Consider the following 16,751-nt stretch of genomic DNA (forward strand, 5'->3'; position numbering starts at 1 on the left):
AAGCTAAAATTTGCGGTATTCTCCTACGCGAGGATGACATCGATGCAAGGACGAGGATGACATCGATGCAAGGATGATTGCATGGACTTCGTCCATATATGACATCGTTTCTGCCCTTGTAAGTACCATTACTTATGTTGGAGGTTTTGATCATAGTACCCTACATTTTTCTATAATCGTTATCGCGAGGCATCTTTAGATGCCGTGGCGATCTAGGTAAACAGCGAAGCTGTTTTTTTAGATTAACACTTCGCGTATCTTGGATTGCCGCGTCGCCGCTTTCAGCGACTCCTCGCTAATAGACGATCAGCAGCCATTTTAATAGTGGTTATATAAAAATATGTAGGATACTATGGGTTTTGATCCACGCTGGTATACTCAAATGATTTGAAGAATTGGATTTGAAAATGAATGGCGAGCAAGCGGAGCGTACATATAGTACGTGAGCATGCGAATCCATGATATTTTCAAAAAACAATTCTTCAAATCATTTGAGTATATACTGCTATGATTTCAAGAGTTAGGTAGTATATTCCCATTACCGTATATTAAACCTATCATAACTAATCTTATTCTCTACCGATTCAATCAATGTATCAGAAAATTCTTGCACGAAATCTTGCCTTACTATACCAAACCTCTTCTTAAGCCACGATTGTTTAGCAGATATATATTTAATAGTTACATCACCATATTTCTGTTTTATGAAACTATACATATCATCTATACCATCAATTAAACCAAAATCAACAGCAGTTTCCCCAGACCAAAATGCTCCATTAAATAAAATATCATCTTCTTGTGTTAACTTACCAATACGACGCTCTTTAACATAATCTATAAAATGCCCGTGAATCTGTTTTTGTATATGCTTAATAATTTCAATATCCTCCTCTTGTACTGGTTGAAATGGATCGAGAATAGATTTATTTTTACCTTCTGCATAAACCCTCCTTTCTACTCCAAGCTTATTGATAGCAACAGGAAAACCAAAACCAGCCGAAACCACCCCTATACTACCAATAATTGAACTCTTAGATGCATATATTTGGTCACCAATGCAAGCAAGCCAATATCCACCAGATGCCGCTACATCTTCTACAAAACTATAAATTGGTATTTTCTTTTCCCCAGCTAATGACCTTATACGTTTGCTAATCAGTTCAGATTGTACAGGTGAACCACCTGGAGAATTGATAGTTAAACATAAAGCTTTAAGATTTTTGATCTCAAAAGCTTTGTCAATTAACTCATTTAGTGACTCAATGCTGAGTCCTGATTTTACTGAACTTACTTTACCTATAATCCCACTAAGGCGAAGAACAGCAATTACCGGCTTTGATGCCTTAGAACCTATTCCAGGTAGTAATGAAAGTAATTGCTCTAACTTACCTATTTGACGTTTAGCAATTACCTGATCAAATTTTGCCTCAGCAATTGAATTTTTATTATGTTCTATGTGCATTAGTTACTCCTTATTATCGTTTTTAGAAGCATTATTTTCCTCATTATTCTGTTGTATTTTTGGTTTTTCATCTTTGTTTTCCTGCTCTTCAGACTTTAACTGTTTATTAACCGGTTGATTAAGCGTTTGTTCCCGATAACTATTTTTAGGTTCTGGGTGGTTTCCAGGAATATTTGACAAAATAATATTGCGAATTTCTTCATCATACCAATTAATAGTACCAACAAAACTTACTAACATTTTTCCATCTGGATTAATTAGAATAGCAGTTGGTAAACCAACTATTGAAAAAGCTTTAAATAGTTGATTCTTAAAATCATGGTAAATTGGCAGATATCTTATATCATAATCTTTATAATATTTTTGGATAATTTCTATTCCTTGGTAGTCTTGTGATACAGGAATTATCGCAAATGGCAGCTTTCTAAAATCTTTTTGCAATACATCTAAATCAGGCATTTCTTTAATACAAGATGCACACCATGTTGCCCAAAATACCAATAATATCGTTTTTCCTTCAAAATTATCAAGAGAATATTTTTCTCCTTTATCATCAAAGAAAACCACCGTATCAGGAACACTAGATAAATCAAGCATTTTAACACCTGATTTGATCTGATCTAATGCAAAACTATTAGTGCTGATCAACAAATATGTTACAATTAAAAAAAATCGTTTACTATATTTTTTAATATGCATATAAATAACAAATATATTTCCAATTAATTTATTTATCATCATGAAAAACAATATTTTTTTATCTCTAATATTATTAAGCTGCTTAATCTTAACTTCTTGTGGATTAAAAAAACCATTAGAAAACCCACCTTCAGAAAATCCAGTTGCAGAAGATTGTTGCGGAGGGTGTGAACACTCAAAACATTAATATCTTTTGAAAGTTTGTCCCGGCATTACTACGTCAAATTCATACGTTTTAATGCCATCTAGTGCAGTGGACAAAGCATGGCTAACTTCTCCGCAATTTTCTAAATTAGCCCTTGAATTAGATAAATATAGCTTTGTTTGTAGCTGTCCAAGATATAGGTGGTCAACTCTAATGTTTACATTAGGCGTTTCACGCGAAACTCCACTAGGATATATAGTAATAAAATAAAATTCCCCTTTATTATTAGTAGTAGCGATGCCAGATCCGGTAAAACTTGATTTACTTACAAGGTTTAGCATTTTTTTATTGATACAAGTACGAAGTGGTATGTATGAATATTTTCCGTCACTTCCAACCTGCCATAAATATATTTTTGCATCTGCTACTGGAACGCAATCTTGGTCTAATAATCTACCCTTTACTATAATTTTTGTACCACGATAGACTGCTTGTTGTCCTGTCTTTCTAAGTAAGTTATTGGATAATTGGAATTCTTCCGGTTCGTAATCATTCATTGTACTCTTAGTGATCTTACAACAATTAAGCTTATTAGGATAAAACTTAGATTCACTGGCTATAGCAATAGTGGAATACAAACAGATTAAAAATAACAAATTTTTCATTTTTTACCATTTATGTTTAATAACTTACCCCAATTCAGGATAAGAATTAACTAATTCTTATCCCGAATTCGCATAACTTCTATTAGAAGATGGATATTCCACATTTTCTTATAGAGATTTAAATTATCGTATCCTTTATTCTTTTACAACTATATTATATTTATTTTGTTAATTAAAGAACGGGGCTATCCTTTACATCACGTGGTTCTTATGGTACACTGAAGCTAAACTACTTGAAATAATACCATTTCCCATTATTAACTACGCTATTTAGTGCTACAGTTGTAGTACTAATGTCAAAACAATGTCATCCCAGCGAAAGCTGGGATCTAATAATGTTTAATAGTCTTTTAGGCTATTTTTTTAGATTCCCGCCGTTGCTAAGAATGATGGCTCTGGGTAGTAACTACAACTGTAGTATTAGCGTAGTTAATAATGGGAAATGGTATAACACGAATTCGGGATAAGAATTAACTAATTCTTATCCCGAACTGGGGTAAATAGTAAAAAAATAAAATCATTTATGAAAACACATTTAAAACAAACTATTATTGGCATAATGTTAGCTTTATTGCTTTTTCCAACTTCTACAATTGCAAGGAATGGAGACTATCCCAAAACTGTGCAAGAAAGAAATATGGATGAAATGGGGTCGATAGTTGGAGGAGAAGGTTTGGTGTTTAGACCAAGTAGAATCAAAAATGAATCTACAAAAACTGTGGGCTGTAACGTTAATAAATATTTATGGCAAGCTTCTATAGAAACCTTAAGTTTTGTGCCTCTTGCTTCAACCGATTCAGTCGGCGGAGTCATTATTACTGAATGGTATAGTCCAAAAGGACAAACAAATTTTCGATTTAAAATAAATATTTTTATTAAAGATAACGTTATTAGCCCGGATGCCATCCAAGTAAAAATATTTGAACAAACACTTAAAAATGGTAATTGGCTAGATAATCATACTAATTCGAACCTAGCTAATAGCATAGAAGATAAAATTTTAAGAAAATCTAGAGAATTATATATTAGGGCTGAAAGAAAAGAATGATATACTTGCTACAATAAGGATAGTTTACAATACAAATTTATGAGAGATATTGAAAAGAAATGGCAAAGAATTTGGCTTGAGGAAAAAGCTTTTGCTGCAACAAACGATAGCGACAAGCCTAAATATTACGTACTTGAAATGTTACCCTACCCTTCTGGGAAGATTCATGTTGGACATTTACGTAACTATTCTATCGGAGATTGCATAGCCCGTTTTATGAAATCACAGGGCTATAACGTATTACACCCTATGGGTTGGGATGCTTTCGGCTTGCCAGCAGAAAATGCTGCCATTAATAATAATTCTAATCCTAAAGACTGGACTTATTCAAACATCGCAACTATGCGAAATCAGCTAAAATCAATTGGCTTTTCATATGACTGGTCAAGAGAAATAACAACTTGTGATCTAGATTATTATAAGCATGAACAGAAATTCTTTTTAGAACTTTATGAGAGAGGTTTAGCATACCAAAAAGAATCTCTAGTCAATTGGGATCCTGTAGATAACACTGTTTTAGCTAACGAACAAGTAGTAGATGGTCGTGGATGGCGTTCGGGTGCTTTAGTTGAAAAACGACAGCTAAAACAATGGTTTTTAAAAATCACTAATTACGCTGAAGAACTGTTAAATGAGATTACAAAACTGGACTCTTGGCCTGATTCTGTTAAATCTATGCAGGAGAAATGGATAGGCAAATCGGAAGGAGTAAATTTTAGTTTTAAAATACGCTCCTCCTTATGTCATCTGAGCTACGGCGAGGATCTAGATTCCCGCCACAGCTCGAATGACAGTGCGATAGAAGTGTTTTCTACTAGACCAGAAACTATCTTTGGAGCAAGCTTTGTTGCGATAGCCTATAACCACCCAATAATTGGGCGGTTAGTAGATAAAAATGATGCTATAATATCTTTTATTGAAAAATGTTCGCAATTAGACACTAATGTTGTCGTAGATAAAGCTGAAAAAGAAGGGGTATGTACTAACCTTTTGGCCATTCATCCATTTGATCCTAGCATTACTATCCCTGTTATAATAACAAATTTCGTACTAATGGATTACGGTACTGGAGCGGTCTTTGGATGCCCAGCACATGATGAAAGAGATCATAAATTAGCCAAACAAATGGCATTACCAATAAAGCAGGTAATAATTAATAAGGATATTCAAATAGACGTATACTCGAAACCTTACACTGGTGATGGTATCATGATCAATTCAGACTTTCTGAATGGTCTTGCTGTCCAAGATGCTAAGCAAAAATCTATAGAAGAACTTGAGAAACGTGGTTTAGGCAAACGTACCATTAACTACCGACTAAAAGACTGGGGAGTGTCTAGGCAAAGATTTTGGGGCTGTCCTATTCCAATAATCTATTGTTTGACTTGTGGAATCACACCAGTACCTAAAGAACAATTGCCGATAACCCTACCAAACGATGTTACATTTGATGGGCATGGCAATCCTCTTGATTCACACCCTACTTGGAAACATACTAATTGCCCAAAATGTCAAAAACCAGCTATTCGCGAAACTGACACGTTAGATACATTTTTTGAGTCTTCTTGGTATTTCACCCGCTATTGTAATGTAGATGCAAAAGATATGACTGACAAACAAGCCTGTGATTATTGGTTACCTGTTGATCAGTATATTGGTGGAATTGAACATGCAGTAATGCATCTTCTTTATGCAAGGTTTTTCACTAAAGTAATGAACGAACAAGGCTATCTTAATATTCGTGAACCCTTTACTAGTTTGCTGACTCAAGGTATGGTATTACATGCTACTTATAAAGATGCCAATAATAATTGGTTGTACCCAAATGAGGTAACAAAACAATCTAATAAATGGGTTCATAAAAATACAGGAGAAGAAATATTTCAAGGACGAATAGAAAAAATGAGTAAATCCAAAAAGAATGTCGTGGATTTAGAATCAATATTAGCAAACCATGGTGCAGATGCTATCCGGCTATTTGTACTCTCTGATAGCCCACCGGAGAAAGATTGTGAATGGTCAGCAAATGGTCTTGAAGGGTGCAGCCGTTTTATTAGTAAGTTAGAAAATATGGCTGAAGTAATAATTAATAGTGAAATAACAGAGACTCCTAGAAATAGACTGAATAAACTAACAAAGCTTACTCATCACACTATTAAGCATGTTACCAGCGAGATAAGGGAGTTTAAGCTAAATAAAGCCATAGCAAGGATGCGGGAACTATTTAATGCGTTGTCAGATGAAATATCTAAGGGCAAGGAAGCTGATATTGATAGCATCAAAGAGAGTTTCGGCATCTTGATTATATTACTTAACCCATTTATTCCACATATTACAGAGGAAATTTGGCAAAAATTAGGTAAAAAGCAAAGATTATATCAAACCCCTTGGCCTTCTTTCAACGAATCATTCTTAGAACTAGAATCTTATACTATGGCCATCCAAGTTAATGGTAGGCTGAGAGCTACGCATGAATTCGCTGTTGTGGCGAGCAATATTGAAATTCAGAACACAGTAATGCAATTACTAGAAATTCAAAAACACTTAAATGGTAAAGAGCCTAAAAAATTTATTATAGTACCAAAAAAAATAGTAAATATTGTGGTGTGAATAAGGATGAAAGACAATGTCAATAAAAATGCTACAGTTAAAACAGCAAAACAAAAAGAATCTGCCTCAAACATTACTCTTATTTCATTATTTGCCGGTGCAGGTGGTATGGATATTGGTTTTGAAAAAGCTGGGTTCAAGACAATTTGGGCAAACGAGTATGATAAAACAATTGCCCCTTCTTATCAAAACTACTTTCCTGAATCAAAGTTTGATGGGCGTTCTATTTTGGATATTCCAGATGAAGATATTCCACTTGGTGCAACAGGTGTTATTGGTGGACCGCCATGTCAATCATGGTCAGAAGCTGGTGCTAGGCGTGGACTTGATGACTTAAGAGGTCAATTATTCCACGAATATATCAGGGTTATTAGGCATGTACAGCCAAAGTTTTGTGTTGCAGAAAATGTTCATGGAATAATCCATTCAAGAAATATTGAATCCTTTATGAATATCATAGATATGTTCAAAAAAGAAGACTATGAGGTTACTTGGAAGTTGTTAAAAGCAAGTGACTACGGTGTAGCCCAAGATCGCGAGCGAGTTTTTATAATTGGTTATCACAAATCTTTGAACAAAAAATTTGAATTTCCTAAACCTTTGGGAATCAAAATCACTTTAAAACAAGTGATAGGTGACCTAGCTAATCTAAAAGTTGGAACAACTAGAGAAGTTAAAAATCATGAGCTAATTGATTCAGGCTATTCCCCAATTTTTATGTCGAGAAATCGAGTGCGAGGTTGGGATGAACAATCATTTACTATTTTGGCAACAGATAGACATATTCCATTCCATCCACAAGCTCCTAAAATGATAAAAGTTGATGGACAAGAGTTAAGAAAATTCGCCCCTGGTCATGAAAACAAATATCGAAGATTAACAGTCCGAGAATGTGCACGAATTCAGACATTTCCAGATGATTATGAGTTCATTTATACCAATATCAGAAACGGCTATAAAATGATTGGTAATGCTGTACCAGTAAATTTGGCGTACTGGGTAGCCAAATCAATTAGAAAGGACTTGGGGGTATAAATGGCTACGCAAACAAATAATGGCAGAGCTTTTGAGTGGGCGGTAGGCTTAGTACTTAAATTACAAACAAATATGTCAATTGAAGAAAATGCCTATTCAGAAATTAATGAGAAAGCATTTTATGAAATAGCAGATAGGGACAAATCTGATTTCCTGAATGCAGCTACTATCGCCATCGAACATATTATGTTGAAAGAAAAGGTCTTCTTTGAATCCGGTAACAATGGATTAATTTCATTTAATAGTGATACTGCAGGTAAGCAGGGTGATGTACGAGATGTGTTGATAACAATAAATGGCAAAACATTCGGCATATCTTGTAAAAATAATCACAAAGCCTTAAAACACCCAAGGTTATCAAGAACAGCTAACTTTATTAAAGAATGGAGTATTGATGACTCTGGCTGTAGTGATGAATATTGGCTCATTGTCACAACAATCTTTGATGAGTTAGCTAAAATTAAAAACGATTCTAATGGAACTGCATTATGGAGGGATGTTATTAATAAACCATCTCGCTTTTATTGGCCGATATTGGATGCGTGGAGCAATGAAATAAGTAGAGTGTGTGCCATCAGCGAGATAAAAGAGATTGAACTTTGCAAGACAATTATATCTTTTATCGTTGGACGTTTTGATTTTTACAAAATCATTAGAGAAGGAAAAAAACGGGTTATTGTACAAGGGTTTAATTTAAATAATACCTTATCTATAAAACGTACAAAGCACCCAACATGTATTAATGCAATAAACAATAAGAATGGTGGTCAATATTCAAAAACCATCGTATTTAACCGTGGTTATAGCATCAACTTTAGAATCCACAATGCAGAAAGCAAAGTAACTCCATCTCTTAAATTTGATATAACTGCTATAGGTTTACCAGCAAATGAGATTTACCAGCAAACCTTTGATTTATAATTATATTACAGGAGAACTTTGGCAAAAAGGAAAGATTATCATAATACCCTCAAAAATAGTAAATATTGTGGTATGAGACTATTAAGTTACAATCATAAGGAATAATTATAAAGTTTTTCAACCAAACTTTATAATAATTATTATTTTACACGAGTTGCAATATACTCTCTTAAAATGCATGCTTAAAGGGCAAACTTCTTAGAACATTAAATTGCTAATAAAATGAAAAAATTAACTACGCAAGAAGCATGTGATGTTTTATCAGCTTGGACTGTCTTGGAAATATTAACGCCTCAATCATTTAATAAACCAGAAGACCTAGTAGGAGGAAATAAAGAATTAGTTGTTTTATTAGATAATAGACTACCTTGGGAGAATGGCGGCGAAAAATTGCCTCCTTATCTCCAATTATTCTATCAAATAATAATAGGTTCAATTAATCTTAAGAATGTATTTTCCGCTCTAACTAAAAAATATGGTGACACAAATGTAGAAGCAAAATATGTATCAGGGGAAGCCATTATGGGTGTAATTATTGTAGATCAATATGGCCATCTTATTAAAAACGATAGTTCTATTAATATTTCAAGTTTTGCATGGGGTGCTCCTCAAGCTTTAAAAGGAAATCTTAAAAACTTAGGTAAATGGTCATCAACTGAAAAAGATACTGAAATAGCTCTTGAAACAATCTTGTGTAAAAGAGATAAAAATGGTCAAAAACTTCCCTTGAATAAAGTAGTAATAGATGAGGCTCATAATTACCTTACTAATACTTTTGAGATACCAGCAGAAATGCTAATAAATAAACAATTTGCTATCAAAAGTTATGAATCAAGTAAAAAAGATACCCCTACTAAAACTTTACTACTTAACAGCTTTTACCTAAATGATCTAATTAAAGCTAGTAATTTAATTCAAAAGCCAAATGTTCAAACAAACCTCTTGCAGTATTTAGGTGTGAATATCCCATTAAAGCGTTATAATATCCTAGATCCTTCTGTTTTACAAAATATTCTTTCTCCCAAAAACATTCCTACAGCAAGATGGCCTGGATTAGGACGACATCCTTTAGTATTACTTCAACAGGCTGTAGTTAATTTATCCATGACTGAACTAAAAGACAGTGGAATTCTTGCAATTAATGGACCACCAGGAACAGGAAAAACAACTTTATTACGTGATATTGTTGCAAAATTAGTCACAGAGCGAGCAGAAGCGTTACTGAAGTTTGCTGATCCTGAAAAAGCTTTTACCGATTCAGGACACAAAATAAAAACGGGACAGAGTTGGTTAAATCTCTATAAATTAGATAAGAGTCTAAAAGGTTTTGAAATATTAATTGCATCCTCTAACAATAAGGCTGTTGAAAATATTAGTGCTGAATTACCTAGTTTAAAAGCTATTGCAAACGATGCGAATGATTTGCGTTATTTTACAGTTCTATCTGATTTAGTATTTGGATGCAAAAGTTGGGGTTTGATTTCAGCAGTACTTGGAAATATTGCTAATTGTAATAATTTTAGTAAAAATTTTTGGTGGAATAATGATTTTGGGTTTTTAACATATTTAGCAGAAGCAAGCGGAATGCCACAGATATTTGAAATTAAAGATCAAAAAACCGGCAAAATCCTTGAACGTAGAAAACCGAGAATTATTGAAGAAAGTGATCCCCCACATAATCACAGTGATGCTTTAAAACGTTGGAGACAAGCTAGTACAGATTTTAAACATGTATTACAAGCAAGCCAAACTAGACTCTCTGAATTACAAGAAATAAAAAATCTAGTTCAAGATTTAGCAAATCTAGAAAATGGATCAGAACAGGGGCAAACGTTAGAAGAGCTTTTATTAGAACATTATAAATCAAAACCACATGTTATTTGGCGTATCCTAAATACTCCTTCATTTCGTGCTTGGCAAAAAGAAGGGCAAAGGATTGCCCATAAAGAAAGCCAAAAACTTGTTCATTTTGATTATGTAAAAAGAATTGTACCTACATTTGCTAACAAACTTGGATCTCATTTTATTGATAATAATTTATTTTCAAAATCCCATGAAGAAAGGCATATAGTTTCCCCATGGTGTGACACGCAAACACAATCCTTACGCGATGAGGTATTTATTTCTGCTATAAAGCTGCATAAAGCTTTTATAGACGCAGCAGCAAAACCTTTACGTCACAATCTTGGAGTTCTGATGAGAAATTTTGGTGGCTCTTCTAGTGAAATAGATAAAAAAACCGTGGAACTTTTGCCAGATTTATGGTCATCTTTTTTCCTTGTAGTACCTAGTGTATCAACAACTTTTGCATCTATAGGAAGAATGTTAAAAGATCTCCCTACAAATTCTCTTGGATGGCTTCTTATTGACGAAGCTGGACAGGCTCTGCCGCAAGCTGCTGTAGGAGCTATAATGAGAACAAAACGTGCTATAGTTACAGGTGATCCTTTACAGATAGAACCAGTGGTTACGTTACCTAACAATTTAACAAAAAGTATCTGTGAACAATTTTTGGTAGACCCAAATCGTTTTAATGCACCAGAAGCATCAGTTCAAACCCTATCAGATTCTGTAACTTCATATTTTTCTGAATTTAATACCAAAGACGGAAGTCGTTTAGTCGGTGTACCTTTATTGGTTCATAGGCGTTGTGCAGATCCTATGTTTAGTATTTCCAATGCAATTGCCTACGAAAATTTAATGGTACAAGCAAAAAGTCCCAACAATTCTCCAATACGTAACTGTCTTGGTCCTTCTATGTGGTTTGATGTTCAAGGTCAAGCACTAGATACATGGTGTCTAGAAGAAGGAAAAAAGGTAGTTGAACTATTATATAAACTAAAGAGTGCCTCAATATTCCCAAACCTATATATTGTAAGCCCTTTTAAACTTGTTGCAGGTAATTTACGCAAAATTATAAAAGATCATCATGTTTTAGATTCTTGGATAACTATGGATACGAATCTTTGGCTTAATGAACGAATTGGAACAATACACACTGTACAAGGACGAGAAGCTGAAGCGGTAATTCTAGTATTAGGGGCTCAAGCACCAAACCAAAATAAAACTCGGATATGGGCAGGTAGATCTCCTAATATCTTAAATGTAGCAGTTACACGTGCTAAAGAAGTTATCTATGTTATAGGAAATAAGAACTTATGGAAAGAAACAGGAGTATTCAAAGAACTAGACTGTAAAATTAGAATAGATTGATATTTATTATTCAGTAGCACTTCTCCAATTCTTTAAATCATTTGAGTATACTCTTCACCGCCCATATGGTAACTAAAGTAATCATTGCAATATAAACTCCTATGGCTATAGAAGAGCCAGTAAAATGCCAAAGAGCTATGCACACTGCAGGGGTAAATCGTCCAAATATTGAAGTACCTAAAGCATCACCAATACTGACCAGCATATATTTATCTGAGCCATGGAATAAGCTATTAAGCCAATAATTTAGTGGACATAAGAAAGTTACCCCTAACGTAATAATCCATAAACGGACAAAATTAATATACCATAAGGAAGCATCAGACATATATAACCATAACGGTACTATGCTAATAAATAAAATGCTAGTACTGATGATCATTACATTTGCAGGACGATATTTCTTAACCAAAGACCCTATTATTGGAATCATTGCCGCATCTATAATTAATAAGATTGTATTAAAAGTCATCATCATCTCCAAAGAGATAGAGGTAATAAGAGGTATAAAACTATTCATCACGACAAAAGGTATCACATATGTCATATAGGAAAAGCCACTAACTATAGACACACGCAGAATATTGCACTTATTATTCAATATCGTATGTAAAGTATAAGACTTTTGTTTTATTGTATTCTGAAACATATTGGAATAACGTCTAAGATAAACCCCTACAATCCCAGTACTTCCTCCTAATATAAAACATAAACGCCAATATTCATGATGATTAGAACTAATTAGAATGGTACTTACAAAAGAGGCAATAATAATGCCAAACATTGTTGACAGTTGGTATAGATAAGATGCTTGTATGCCTTTAGTCTGTACCTTATTTTCTAAAATATATAATTTGGCAATAGCACATTCTCCTTCGGCAAAAATTCCTTGTATCATTCGAATAATGGTCAACATCAACGGTGAGAACCAGCCAATCGTTTGATAAGTTGGTATAAATCCTATTGATATAGTGGTAATGGCAACACCTATTAATGAGTAAGATAGAGCTAATGTTGGCCCACGTTTTTTTACAATTATGCTAAAAATTATCGAACCAACTGGTCTAGTAATTATGGAAGTTGTCAATACGCTATAGGTTAAGATCAAAGCAACTATAGGATCACTCTTGGGAAAAAAGATTGTTGCTAAGATTGGAGCAATAAAACCATAAATAGCCGTATCAAAATGATCTAGAGCATTACCTATTAGAATTGATATATCTTTTTTTTGCATAAGAAACCCTAAATTTCTTGTTAACAAATTATCTACTAACTTTACATGGGCTACTATATACTGCTATGATTTGAGTATATACGTGGTAAACATACACATAAAAACTAATTAGGCTATATTTAAATTGCAAAAATTATTTAACTATTTAAAAATTACCTTTGCTGCTTTTGTTTTGGAAATATCTACTAAATTTAGAGTTCTATCTATAGTTATTGGGCAATGCCGAATATTCCTGTAAAAAAATTTGCAATGGGGTCGGTATTATGTAGAATGTAAACCTTTAATTTAGTTAAGGAGTATAATCAAATGCCAAGATATGATTTGTATAGAAGTGTACATAAGTTCATTCGTAAGGAGCTGCACCAGTTCGGAGAGGAGCTAGGTAAAACAGATTTTCGAAAAATAGCAGCTGTAACCGGTATTAAAGATTCTTTTGATAATATTGTATTTGATCTAAAAATGCATGCACAAAAAGAAGAAAAATATTTTACCCCACTGTTTAATAAAAAAGGATCAACCGTGCATAAGCATGTTGAACAAGAGCATTTCAACCAGCAAGATGAGCTGATGGAGTTCCAGGGGATTTTTGCAAATGCGATAAAAACAGTGGATGATGAAGAACGGGTTATACAGGGTTGCCATATCTGCTCCTTATATGATAAGTTTTTGTCTGACAATCTTCTGCATTTTTATCAAGAAGAAACCATATTAATGCCTGAATTATGGCATCTTTATTCTGATAAAGAGCTGCAGCAGGTTACCGTAGATAGTTATAGAGGTCTGCCTAAACATGTTTTATTAGATAGCTCGAGCTTCTTCCCGGTTTTGAATTTTCTTGAAAAGCACACTTATTTACAAGATCTTAAAGAAGCTTGCTCACCTGAAATGTTTCTTGAAATTTGGAAGCGTACATTAGTCTCAGAAGGCTGTTTCACTGATGATGAAAAATCCGCTTTCGCCATTGAGTTTGATTTGCCCTTAAAAGACACTACTGCAGACAGTACAGAACTCCGTACCGCAGATCAAGGCTTTGGGGAACTGTAATATGGTAGTGACAACATTTAAATAACATATTATGATGCAGATAATGAATATTTTATGTTGCGACTCTAGACTAGTTAAATCAACTAGTCTATTCTTCGCCATTAAAGGAGCAAGTTCGGATGGTAATAAGTTTATTGATGATGTAATAAACAAAGGAGTAAAATTCATTGTTACCGATGATGCTGAAAGTTTGAAAAACCCTAACATTATCGCTAATGGTGTACATATAACGCTTGTGAGTGATGCACGGGTGGCACTAAGCCAAGCTGCTAATATTCTCTACCCTTTATTACCACAATATATGGTAGCTGCTACTGGTACTAACGGTAAAACCTCGGTAGTATCCTATTGCAAACAGCTATACACATTGCTAGGAGCATCCAGCTGTTCTATTGGTACTATCGGTATAGAATGTCCTGAAAATTTCGATTTAACACCCATCCAAGAGATTTTAGATAAGTCCCCTGCCCTCACTACCCTTGATCCTGTAACTTTCAGACATATTTTACATAATCTAGCTGAGAATAATATAAGATATGTAGCTTTTGAGGCTTCCAGCCATGGTCTAGATCAAGAAAGATTACATGGTATAAAAGTAGATGCTGCCTGCTTTACTAGTTTTAGTCAAGATCATCTTGACTATCATAAAAATATGGATTATTACCTTTTAGCCAAGCTAAAATTATTTACAGATAATTTATCGCAGGCAGGAGTTGCTGTATTAAACTCGGAAATAGAACAATTAGATTATATCAAAAGTTATTTACAAGAACGTAATATAAAATTTTTAACCGTTGGCATGAATGGTGATCTGAAAATTATCGACAATACAATTTGTACTTATAACGGGCAGAAATATAATTTTACTACCGATATAGTTGGTAGTTTTCAAGCAACCAATTTGCTGATTGCCGTTATGATGGTGCATTTGACTGGCTTTCCTTTTGAACAAGTCATATCGAAATTACCACAAATTAAAGCAGTTAAAGGACGTTTAGAGAGAGTAGCTAATAGCAATATTTTTATTGACTACGCTCACACTCCAGATGCCTTAGAAAAAAGCTTGCTAGAACTAAAAAAAATAAAATCAGAAATATACTCAAATAGGGGGTCATTAAAAGTAATTTTTGGCTGTGGGGGTAATAGAGATAGTGGTAAAAGACCATTAATGGGGCAAGTTGCTGCACAAATTGCAGATAGAGTTATTATCACTGACGATAATCCGAGGGATGAAGACCCAAAATTCATACGGCAGCAAATTATACAAGGTATTATAGCTATCACTAATAGATATATAGAAATAAATAATAGAAAAATTGCAATTACTGAAACAATAAATAATTTACAAGAAGATGATATCTTGCTGATTGCCGGCAAAGGTCACGAAAATTATCAAATAATCGGTAATAAAAAACTACCATTTAGCGACTTCGATATAGCCAAGGAAGCTCTACAAAATAGAAAAAGATTTTGAATTAAAAAATATCAACTAATAATAAAATTATATGCAAATTTCTAGAATACTCTTAGTCTCCTTCTATGTGATTCTACCATCCTTATTAACTATACATTTTGTATATGCCAGCCCATTTAACCATCCAAAAACATGGAAAAAAGTTGAAATCTCAAAATTGCTTAAAACATCTAAAGTACACCATATAGAACCTATGAGAAAATTTCTCACGGAGAAAGGTAAAAAAGTGGAATTCAATGGAGAAGTTTTTTTAGTTACTTTAGATGATCAGGTAAAAGCTGTTTTTAAAAAATTACCTGTAGATGATTTAGGAGATGCACAAGCTGAAGTAGCAGCGTATCAAGCTTCTCTAATTTTAGGTTTCCCTCATATTCCTCCAACAGTAATGCGTAAAATTAATGGAATGACAGGATCCTTACAACTTTACATTGATACTAAAATTGATCCTTTAGTACCTGAAAAGTATGAAAAAGCTCTTCAAGAGGTTTCCATAGAAGATCAAATGAACCTACGCATTTTTTACTTTGTTTTTGGGCAGTGGGACTCTGGACCACATAATTTATTAATATTTAAAGATACTAATAAAACATATTTTATTGCAATAGATAATTCAGGCATTCGTAATCGCCAATATGTTAAGCTTGGTGAACTTCCTTTTGTTAGAGTACTGTATAGTGATAAATTAAATACCAATGATTATGATAAACCATTTCCTTTTGATAAAGCAGAGGTTATTGATCTCCCTAATGAAGAAAATCTAAAACAAAGATTTAAAAAACAAATACCTAATAGCTTTTACAAAAATTTTCAGTCTTATAACCAACCTTTTCGGTTTGTTATTTATCAAAACAGCCTATGGCGTCAGTATCATGCATTTGATAAGAGTTTTATAATATCTTATCCGACACAATGTTATGACGACACTATAAAAGCTATAAAAAAATTAGACTTACCTCTTCTTAGAAAGATTTTTATAGCAGCAAAAGGTTCTGATTTTTTAAATAATTCTTACCTTAATGCTATATTAGAACGCCGTGATCAAGTTTTAAGGCATTGCCTTAAAATTAACCGGAAGTTCGATGTAACTTACCTCAAGTATTGATGTAATACCATTTCCCATTATTAACTACGCTATTTAGCACTACAGTTGTAATACTAATGTCAAAACTATGTCATCCCAGCGAAAGCTGGGATCTAA

12 protein-coding genes are annotated in these 16,751 nt (G+C 33.6%); 8 read left to right on the forward strand and 4 right to left on the reverse strand.

Features of this window, described 5'->3' with window-relative positions:
- Nucleotides 1-538 precede the first annotated feature (538 nt).
- From AB3211_RS07120 to AB3211_RS07130, 3 genes are all read right to left on the reverse strand, one after another.
- Nucleotides 539-1,465, reverse strand: a complete 927-nt coding sequence (locus tag AB3211_RS07120; protein ID WP_367364123.1) for a S49 family peptidase — start codon at nucleotides 1,463-1,465, stop codon at nucleotides 539-541.
- Between the two features lie 3 nt (nucleotides 1,466-1,468).
- Nucleotides 1,469-2,164: a TlpA family protein disulfide reductase gene (locus AB3211_RS07125; RefSeq protein WP_367364841.1), complete on the reverse strand. Its 696-nt coding sequence runs from the start codon at nucleotides 2,162-2,164 to the stop codon at nucleotides 1,469-1,471.
- Nucleotides 2,165-2,347: 183 nt separating this feature from the next.
- Nucleotides 2,348-2,974 carry a dioxygenase gene (locus AB3211_RS07130; RefSeq protein ID WP_367364124.1) on the reverse strand — a complete coding sequence of 209 codons (627 nt, stop codon included), beginning with the start codon at nucleotides 2,972-2,974 and terminating at the stop codon, nucleotides 2,348-2,350.
- 523 nt (nucleotides 2,975-3,497) lie between these two features.
- Between AB3211_RS07130 and AB3211_RS07135 the strand changes: the two genes are divergently transcribed.
- The 5 genes from AB3211_RS07135 to AB3211_RS07155 all read left to right on the forward strand — a co-directional run bounded on the left by AB3211_RS07135 (nucleotide 3,498) and on the right by AB3211_RS07155 (nucleotide 11,801).
- Complete coding sequence (locus AB3211_RS07135) at nucleotides 3,498-4,022, forward strand: DUF3576 domain-containing protein (protein ID WP_410521591.1); 525 nt, start codon at nucleotides 3,498-3,500, stop codon at nucleotides 4,020-4,022.
- A gap of 39 nt (nucleotides 4,023-4,061) precedes the next feature.
- Nucleotides 4,062-6,632, forward strand: coding sequence for a leucine--tRNA ligase (leuS, locus tag AB3211_RS07140; RefSeq protein WP_367364125.1), 2,571 nt, complete (start codon nucleotides 4,062-4,064; stop codon nucleotides 6,630-6,632).
- Nucleotides 6,633-6,638: 6 nt separating this feature from the next.
- The gene (locus tag AB3211_RS07145) at nucleotides 6,639-7,667 is read left to right on the forward strand and encodes a DNA cytosine methyltransferase (protein ID WP_367364126.1); all 1,029 of its coding nucleotides are present in this window, start codon (nucleotides 6,639-6,641) and stop codon (nucleotides 7,665-7,667) included.
- A complete protein-coding gene (locus AB3211_RS07150; RefSeq protein WP_367364127.1) occupies nucleotides 7,668-8,588 on the forward strand; it encodes a HaeIII family restriction endonuclease in 921 nt (306 codons plus the stop codon).
- Between the two features lie 222 nt (nucleotides 8,589-8,810).
- Nucleotides 8,811-11,801 (forward strand): DEAD/DEAH box helicase, encoded by a 2,991-nt coding sequence (locus AB3211_RS07155; RefSeq protein WP_367364128.1) that lies wholly within the window; start codon nucleotides 8,811-8,813, stop codon nucleotides 11,799-11,801.
- A gap of 37 nt (nucleotides 11,802-11,838) precedes the next feature.
- Here the strand turns inward: AB3211_RS07155 and AB3211_RS07160 are convergent, their stop codons facing one another.
- Nucleotides 11,839-13,035 (reverse strand): MFS transporter, encoded by a 1,197-nt coding sequence (locus tag AB3211_RS07160; RefSeq protein ID WP_367364129.1) that lies wholly within the window; start codon nucleotides 13,033-13,035, stop codon nucleotides 11,839-11,841.
- A gap of 306 nt (nucleotides 13,036-13,341) precedes the next feature.
- Here AB3211_RS07160 and AB3211_RS07165 point away from each other — a divergent pair, with 306 nt between their 5' ends.
- From AB3211_RS07165 to AB3211_RS07175, 3 genes are read left to right on the forward strand one after another with little or no spacing between them, the layout of a single operon-like run.
- A complete protein-coding gene (locus tag AB3211_RS07165; RefSeq protein ID WP_367364130.1) occupies nucleotides 13,342-14,079 on the forward strand; it encodes a hemerythrin domain-containing protein in 738 nt (245 codons plus the stop codon).
- Nucleotides 14,080-14,110: 31 nt separating this feature from the next.
- Complete coding sequence (locus AB3211_RS07170) at nucleotides 14,111-15,553, forward strand: UDP-N-acetylmuramoyl-L-alanyl-D-glutamate--2,6-diaminopimelate ligase (protein WP_367364131.1); 1,443 nt, start codon at nucleotides 14,111-14,113, stop codon at nucleotides 15,551-15,553.
- A 31-nt stretch (nucleotides 15,554-15,584) separates the two neighbouring features.
- Nucleotides 15,585-16,655, forward strand: a complete 1,071-nt coding sequence (locus AB3211_RS07175) for a hypothetical protein (RefSeq protein WP_367364132.1) — start codon at nucleotides 15,585-15,587, stop codon at nucleotides 16,653-16,655.
- The last annotated feature ends 96 nt before the right edge of the window (nucleotides 16,656-16,751 follow it).

It is taken from the genome of Candidatus Tisiphia endosymbiont of Nedyus quadrimaculatus, assembly GCF_964059235.1.
Taxonomy (GTDB): Bacteria; Pseudomonadota; Alphaproteobacteria; order Rickettsiales; family Rickettsiaceae; genus Tisiphia.

Bases quoted from the DNA above. Each gene is read 5' to 3' on its own strand.
- AB3211_RS07165 (WP_367364130.1), top strand. From the start codon at position 13,342: ATGCCAAGATATGATTTGTATAGAAGTGTACATAAGTTCATTCGTAAG.
- AB3211_RS07175 (WP_367364132.1), top strand. From the start codon at position 15,585: ATGCAAATTTCTAGAATACTCTTAGTCTCCTTCTATGTGATTCTACCA.
- AB3211_RS07160 (WP_367364129.1), bottom strand. From the start codon at position 13,035: ATGCAAAAAAAAGATATATCAATTCTAATAGGTAATGCTCTAGATCAT.
- AB3211_RS07120 (WP_367364123.1), bottom strand. From the start codon at position 1,465: ATGCACATAGAACATAATAAAAATTCAATTGCTGAGGCAAAATTTGAT.
- AB3211_RS07155 (WP_367364128.1), top strand. From the start codon at position 8,811: ATGAAAAAATTAACTACGCAAGAAGCATGTGATGTTTTATCAGCTTGG.
- AB3211_RS07130 (WP_367364124.1), bottom strand. From the start codon at position 2,974: ATGAAAAATTTGTTATTTTTAATCTGTTTGTATTCCACTATTGCTATA.
- AB3211_RS07125 (WP_367364841.1), bottom strand. From the start codon at position 2,164: ATGCATATTAAAAAATATAGTAAACGATTTTTTTTAATTGTAACATAT.
- leuS (WP_367364125.1), top strand. From the start codon at position 4,062: ATGAGAGATATTGAAAAGAAATGGCAAAGAATTTGGCTTGAGGAAAAA.
- AB3211_RS07135 (WP_410521591.1), top strand. From the start codon at position 3,498: ATGAAAACACATTTAAAACAAACTATTATTGGCATAATGTTAGCTTTA.
- AB3211_RS07170 (WP_367364131.1), top strand. From the start codon at position 14,111: ATGATGCAGATAATGAATATTTTATGTTGCGACTCTAGACTAGTTAAA.
- AB3211_RS07150 (WP_367364127.1), top strand. From the start codon at position 7,668: ATGGCTACGCAAACAAATAATGGCAGAGCTTTTGAGTGGGCGGTAGGC.
- AB3211_RS07145 (WP_367364126.1), top strand. From the start codon at position 6,639: ATGAAAGACAATGTCAATAAAAATGCTACAGTTAAAACAGCAAAACAA.